Genomic DNA, 267 nt, shown 5'->3' on the forward strand with positions numbered 1-267 from the left:
ATGGAAGAAACGAGGAATCATCCGGCAGATTCTAAAAGATCACTTTCATGGATTTATGGAAATGCACGGTCATCACCTGCCTGAGGGGCTCCATAGCAGCATCACGGAAACGGTGAATAAAGCGATACGCTGTGGCACCCGGGATATGGGCTATGCCAGATATGAGTGTAAGGGCTGCACGAAGGGAACGCCGGAGCCAGTGTTTATTTGCTTTACGTGTAAAAGCCGTTTTTGTCATGGATGCGGGAAGAAATATACGGATGAGTG

The 267-nt window shown here is 48.3% G+C and carries 1 protein-coding gene; it reads left to right on the forward strand.

Annotated elements, in window-relative coordinates:
* Positions 1-61 precede the first annotated feature (61 nt).
* Positions 62-267, forward strand: a 206-nt coding sequence (locus tag QW71_RS42635) for a transposase zinc-binding domain-containing protein (protein WP_373604808.1), incomplete at its 3' end; no start/stop codon positions are given.

The organism is Paenibacillus sp. IHB B 3415, from assembly GCF_000802655.2.
Taxonomy (GTDB): domain Bacteria; phylum Bacillota; class Bacilli; order Paenibacillales; family Paenibacillaceae; genus Paenibacillus_AQ; species Paenibacillus_AQ phytohabitans.